Annotated in this window: 6 protein-coding genes and 1 riboswitch; of the genes, 3 read left to right on the top strand and 3 right to left on the bottom strand. The window is 74.8% G+C overall.

What is annotated here, in order from left to right:
• The coding region (thiC, locus tag I4I78_RS29075; RefSeq protein WP_218614706.1) for a phosphomethylpyrimidine synthase ThiC at nt 1–1,550 on the bottom strand (1,550 nt) is incomplete at its 3' end.
• Nucleotides 1,543–1,648: riboswitch (TPP riboswitch) on the bottom strand. It overlaps the preceding gene by 8 nt.
• A 62-nt stretch (nt 1,649–1,710) precedes the next feature.
• Here thiC and I4I78_RS29070 point away from each other — a divergent pair.
• Both I4I78_RS29070 and I4I78_RS29065 read left to right on the top strand, forming a co-directional pair.
• A complete protein-coding gene (locus tag I4I78_RS29070) occupies nt 1,711–2,142 on the top strand; it encodes a nitroreductase family deazaflavin-dependent oxidoreductase (protein WP_218614705.1) in 432 nt (143 codons plus the stop codon).
• A 210-nt stretch (nt 2,143–2,352) separates the two neighbouring features.
• Nucleotides 2,353–2,574, top strand: a complete 222-nt coding sequence (locus I4I78_RS29065; RefSeq protein WP_218614704.1) for a hypothetical protein — start codon at nt 2,353–2,355, stop codon at nt 2,572–2,574.
• A 23-nt stretch (nt 2,575–2,597) separates the two neighbouring features.
• On the opposite strand, the gene I4I78_RS29060 is transcribed toward I4I78_RS29065, so the two are convergent.
• Nucleotides 2,598–4,367, bottom strand: a complete 1,770-nt coding sequence (locus I4I78_RS29060) for an FtsX-like permease family protein (RefSeq protein WP_218614703.1) — start codon at nt 4,365–4,367, stop codon at nt 2,598–2,600.
• On the bottom strand, nt 4,364–5,065 hold the full coding sequence (locus tag I4I78_RS29055; RefSeq protein WP_218614702.1) for an ABC transporter ATP-binding protein: 702 nt from the start codon (nt 5,063–5,065) through the stop codon (nt 4,364–4,366). Before I4I78_RS29055 ends, I4I78_RS29060 begins: the two co-directional genes overlap by 4 nt.
• Nucleotides 5,066–5,183: 118 nt before the next feature.
• Between I4I78_RS29055 and I4I78_RS29050 the strand changes: the two genes are divergently transcribed.
• Nucleotides 5,184–5,977: histidine kinase dimerization/phosphoacceptor domain-containing protein (locus I4I78_RS29050; RefSeq protein WP_308252428.1), on the top strand; the 794-nt coding region annotated here is incomplete at its 3' end.

Raw genomic sequence — 5,977 nt, 5'->3', positions numbered from 1 at the left:
TGCTCCTCGGCGTAGTCGCGGACGTCCTGGGTGATCTTCATGGAGCAGAACTTCGGCCCGCACATCGAGCAGAAGTGCGCGGTCTTCGCCGGCTCGGCGGGCAGCGTCTCGTCGTGGAACCCCTGCGCGGTGTCCGGGTCCAGGGAGAGCGCGAACTGGTCGCGCCAGCGGAACTCGAACCGGGCCTGGGACAGGGCGTCGTCGCGCTCCTGGGCGCGCGGGTGCCCCTTGGCCAGGTCCGCGGCGTGCGCGGCGATCTTGTAGGTGATCACGCCGGTCTTCACGTCGTCCCGGTTCGGCAGGCCCAGGTGCTCCTTGGGCGTGACGTAGCAGAGCATCGCGGTGCCGGCCTGCGCGATCGTCGCCGCACCGATCGCCGAGGTGATGTGGTCGTAGCCGGGCGCGATGTCGGTGGCGAGCGGGCCGAGCGTGTAGAACGGCGCCTCGTCGCACCACTGCTCCTCCAGGCGCACGTTCTCCACGATCTTGTCCATCGGGACGTGGCCGGGGCCCTCGATCATCACCTGGACGTCGTGGTCCCTGGCGATCCGGGTGAGCTCGCCGAGCGTCTCCAGCTCGGCGAGCTGGGCGGTGTCGTTGGCGTCGGCGATCGAGCCGGGGCGCAGGCCGTCGCCGAGGGAGAACGTCACGTCGTAGCGGCGCAGGATCTCGCAGAGCTCGGAGAAGTGCGTGTAGAGGAACGACTCGCGGTGGTGCGCCAGGCACCATGCGGCCATGATCGACCCGCCGCGGGAGACGATCCCGGTCATCCGCTTGGCGGTGAGCGGGACGTAGCGCAGCAGCACCCCCGCGTGCACCGTCATGTAGTCGACGCCCTGCTCGCACTGCTCGACCACGGTGTCGCGGTAGATCTCCCAGGTGAGCTCCTTCGGGTCGCCGTCGACCTTCTCCAGTGCCTGGTAGATCGGCACCGTGCCGATCGGGACCGGCGAGTTCCGGATGATCCACTCGCGGGTGGTGTGGATGTCGCGGCCGGTGGACAGGTCCATCACGGTGTCGGCGCCCCAGCGGGTCGCCCACACCATCTTGTCCACCTCGTCCGCCACCGAGGACGTCACGGCCGAGTTGCCGATGTTCGCGTTGATCTTCACCAGGAACCGCTTGCCGATGATCATCGGCTCGGCCTCGGGGTGGTTCACGTTCGCCGGGACGACGGCCCGTCCGCGCGCGATCTCGGAGCGGACCAGCTCGACGTCGCAGCCCTCCCGGACCGCGATGTAGCGCATCTCCGGGGTGATGACTCCCGCCTTGGCGTGGCCGAGCTGGGTCGACATCCCCGTCTCCGCCCCCGGACCCTCCGCGACCCTGCCCGCGCGCACGGCGGGCAGCCCCGCCCGCACGTCCACGGACGCGGTGTCGTCGGTGTAGGGGCCGGAGGTGTCGTAGACGTCGTGGTGCTCGCCGTTGCTCAGGTCGACCCGGCGGACCGGGACCCGCAGGCCCCCCGGGCCGTCCAGGTACACCTTGCGCGATCCGTGGATCGGGCCGGTGGTGACCTGCGGACGCACGTGATCGGACAGCGTCGTCATGACGACTTCCTCCCTCGCCGGCATTACCCGGCTGGTTCAGCGGTCGGCGGTCGTACCCGCCCTCTCAGCCCCGCTCAGGAGCTCCCGCGTGTTCAGATGTGATCGAACCGTAACACCCCTTCGGCGGAATAGCGTCCCTTCCTGCGACGTTGCGGCGGGCATGACGCAGAACGCCGAACTGAGCCCGACCGACTGGGTGCGCGAGCAGACCGAGAAGATCCTCGAGCTCGGCACCACCGATGGCGTGACGGTGATGGACCGCCCGATCATCCTGGTCACCACGACCGGGGCGAAGTCGGGCAAGCAGCGCTACGTCCCGGTGATGCGGGTCGAGCACGACGGCGCCTACGCCATGATCGCGTCCAAGGGCGGCACCCCGGAGCACCCCGCCTGGTACCACAACGTGGTCGCGAACCCGACCGTCACGGTGCAGGACGGCACCTCGACCGGCACGTTCGTCGCCCGCGAGGTGTCCGGCACCGAACGCGAGCAGTGGTGGGAGCGCTCCGTCGCCGCATACCCGCCCTACGCCGACTACCAGACCAAGACCGACCGGGTGATCCCGGTGTTCGTGCTCGAGCCGCGGGCCTGAGCCGCACCGGACACAACGGCACGTCGCACGGCCGGCACCCGATCACGGGTGCCGGCCGTGTGTCGTAGGTCGCTTTGCGGATCCGTGACCGAGCGGGCACCGTCGGTGCCTCAGGTTGCCGTCGCACTCCCCCAGCCCTCGGGATGCCCGGGAACGGAGCTCGGACCCGGGCTCGCTCGTGGTCCGTGACCGCAGGAGTGTGCACCCACGATGCCGTTCGAACCCGACACCGCCCTGCCCGCGAACGACACCGCCGTACCGGTGGACCCGGACGCCGCGTGGCGCGACCGGCTCGTCGAGCTGCATGTGCTGGCCGAGCACGGCGACGAGGCCGCGGCCGGCGAGGCGAAGGCGTGGATCGACTCGGACGAGCGGGCACGCCGCGCGTGGCACGAGATCGAGTCCACCTGCGACCAGCTGCGCGGGGCCTGAACACTCGCATCGCCCGGGCCCCGTCACCGGTCGCGTTCGCGTCCCGGCTCGGTCACCGACGCCAGGAGCGGGCGCGCGGCCGCCGTCGCACCGAGCACGGTGAGCGTGCCGACGACGAGCAGCGCGCCGAACACCGCCGGCCCGCCCGGTTGCAGCGCGGCGTCCGCCGGCGCGAACGGCGACGCGCAGAGCAGGCCGAGCGCGAGCGCGATCGTGCCGTTGGCCAGTAGCGGGGCGAGCGTCTCGGCCCGCCGGGCCCGGTCCAGCACCGCCGTCGGGGTGCCGGCGAGCCGTTGCAGGTACAGCACGTGGCGGTGGTCGAGCACCCGCGCCGCGGACGTCGTCGCGGTCGCCGTCGCGGCCAGCAGGAACGTCGCGACGAGCACCACCAGCGCGCCCCGGCCCAGGTCCCCGACCAGGACCGTGTCGCCCCGCCCTCCCGGCATCGTCACGACGTCGGTCCGGCCGTCCTGCGCGCCCGCGACCGCCGACGTCAGCGGAGCGAGGAACCCGGCCACGAACACGGCCAGGGTGAGCCCGGCCAGCGGCCGGAACGCGCCCTTCGGATCGTCGAGCAGGCGGCGCCCGGCCAGCAGCCGGTGCGGCGAGCGGGCCCGCCGGGTCATCGCCGCGCCGACCACGCGCACGACCAGCGGACCGAGGACGCCCACCGCGCCGAGCAGCGCGAGCACCCCGACCGCGAACACCGGCCCGGCCACGGCGATCGGCGAGGCCTGCCGGTAGACGTTCGCGACGCCGAACACCACCACTGCGGCGACCGGCCCGAGCAGCCGCAGGCCGCGCACGACCTGCGGGTCCCGGCGCCGGGCCACGCCGAGCGGGCTGATCACGACACGGCGCAGCCCGCCGACCGCGGACACCGTGGCCAGCAGCGTGACCGCGACGGCGACCGCGAGCAGCGTCGACGGCGGCGGGCGCACGTCGGCGGCGAACCAGCCGCCTCCGGCCAGCGGGATCGCGGCCAGCGCCGGGGCGGCGACCCACTCCAGGGCGATCCCGGCCAGCGCTCCGGCGCACGCCGCGACGCCCACCTCGGTCACGGCGACGACGGTGATCCGCGGCGTCGAGGCGCCGAGCAGGCGCAACGTGGCCAGCCGCTGCCCGCGCCGGGCCGCGGACAGCCGGGCCGAGGCGCCGACCAGGCCGGCTGCGGGGAACAGCACCAGCGCGGCCGCGACGACCGTGAGCTGGCGGTAGATCTCGGACCGCACCGCGGAGTCGCCGCCGGGGGCGGCCGGGCCGTCGAACGCGGCCACCGCGACCACCGTGGACGTGCCCGGCGCGGTCAGCACCGGGTCCCCCGCCGGCCGTCCGACGACGGCGACCAGCTCGTCCGGGTCGCGCAGCGCGTCGGGGCCCAGCACCCCGGTGACCGGGCCCGGGTACCGCGCCGCCAGGTCCCCGGGCGGCAGCGCGGCCGCCAACGCGGTCAGCGAGGGCGACATCCACACCTCCCCCGGCGACGGCATCCGCGGCAGCCCGGGCGGCGGCGCGGCACCGGCCCGCGGGGCGATCAGGTTCACCTCGGTGACCGGGCGGCCGGCGACGGCGTCGGTCCGGGTACGCAGCTGTGTCACCGCCTCGCCCGGGGCCGCCGGGACGGGGTCGCGCCAGGCCGTCCGCGTCTCCCGCGCGTCGAGGCCGTGCAACGCACCGAGCGCCACGCAGAGCAGCGCCGTCGCCACCGCCACGCCCGCCGCGACGAGTCCCGCCGACGTCCACGCCGAGCGCCCGCCCAGGCGCAGCAGCCGCAGCGCCAGCCGGAGGCTCACGCGCCCGCCCCGGCCGCCGTGGCGACCCGGCCGTCGCGCAACGACACCGTCCGGTGGCAGCGGGCCGCGACGTCGGCGTCGTGGGTGACCACGACCAGAGCGGTGCCGGTGCGCACGGCCAGCCCGGTGAGCAGGCCCATCACCCGATCGCCGGTGGTGCTGTCCAGCGCGCCGGTCGGCTCGTCGGCGAACACCACGGCCGGACCGGTGACCAGCGCGCGGGCGATCGCCACGCGCTGCTCCTGGCCGCCGGAGAGCTGTCCGGGCCTGCGCAGCTCCAGGCCCTCGATGCCCAGCGAGGTGAACCACGCAGCGGCCCGGCGCACCGCCTCCGCGCGGCCCACCCCGGACAGCATCAGCGGCAGCGCGACGTTCTCCACCGCGGGCAGCTCCGGAAGCAGCTGCCCGAACTGGAACACGAACCCGATCCGCTCCCGGCGCAGCGCCGCCCGGCGGGACTCCGGCAACCGGTCCACCCGCTGCCCGGCCAGCACGATCTCGCCCTCGTCCGGCGTCACGATCCCGGCCAGGCAGTGCAGCAGCGTCGACTTGCCGGACCCGGACGGCCCGGTCACCGCCACCGTCTCCCCGCGGTGCACGTCCAGGTCGACGTCGGCCAGCACGGTCGCCGCGCCGTAGCGCTTGGTCACGCCGCGCCCGGCAAGGGTGGGCGCCATCGGGCCCGGTTTCTCGGTCATGGCGGTGACGATCCCGCCGGGGGCGGCCGGTCCACCTCGGGCGGAGGGCGGATCGGGTGCGGCCGGACTCGTCCCTTCGGCCGAGCCGGGTGTCCGGGGCCCGCCCTACGCTGACCGCGTGTTGCAGGACGGACGGGGACGCGTGGCGCGGCTGGTGGGGCGGCTGCGGCTGCCGGTGGAGGTGCTGGCCTACCTGTTCTGGCTGGGGATCGACGGCCTCTACGGGATCAGCGTGGCGAACGCGACGCTCACCCAGCCGGTGATCGGTGCGGCCGTCGCGGCCGTGGTCCTGGCCCGGGGACGGCTCGGTGCCCGCCGCGCCGCGGCCACCGCGTTCGCGCTGTCCGCGGCGGCCACCGCTGTCTCCGTCGCCGTCGCGGCGCTCACCGGGCTCGCCGTGCCGACGATGTCGTTCGGCGAGCAGCTGGCGCTGGCCGTGGTGACGATCTCGGCGCTGTACCGGGCCACGCACCGCGACGCCGTCCTCGTCGTGCTGGCCTCCGGGGTGGTGATCGTCGCATCGCCGCTGCTGCGCCCGGACGTTTCGGGGACCGGGACCGCGTTCGTCTCGCTGTCGGTGATGGGCTGGATCGGGGCGGCCGCGATCGGCCTGATGCTGCGCGAGGCGGGCTCCCGGCGCCGGGCCGAGCTGGACGACGCGCGCAGCGCCGAGCGGATGGAGCTGGCCCGGGAGCTGCACGACGTCGTCGCCCACCACGTGACCGGGATCGTGGTCGCCGCGCAGGCCGCGTCCGTCGTCGCCCGCACCCGTCCCGAGGAGGTGGACCGGGCCCTGGCCTCGATCGAGCACGCCGGCGCGGACGCCCTGACGGCGATGCGCCGGATGGTCGGGGTGCTGCGCGGGCAGGCCGAGGACGGCGCCCGGACCCCCGGCGCGGACCTGGCCGGGAT

The organism is Pseudonocardia sp. KRD291 (assembly GCF_019263595.1).
GTDB lineage: Bacteria > Actinomycetota > Actinomycetes > Mycobacteriales > Pseudonocardiaceae > Pseudonocardia.
This window is presented reverse-complemented; position numbering and strand designations above follow the sequence as displayed.

Coding starts and splice junctions, on each gene's coding strand:
- I4I78_RS29065 (WP_218614704.1), top strand. CDS start 2,353: ATGCCGTTCGAACCCGACACCGCCCTGCCCGCGAACGACACCGCCGTA.
- I4I78_RS29070 (WP_218614705.1), top strand. CDS start 1,711: ATGACGCAGAACGCCGAACTGAGCCCGACCGACTGGGTGCGCGAGCAG.
- I4I78_RS29055 (WP_218614702.1), bottom strand. CDS start 5,065: ATGACCGAGAAACCGGGCCCGATGGCGCCCACCCTTGCCGGGCGCGGC.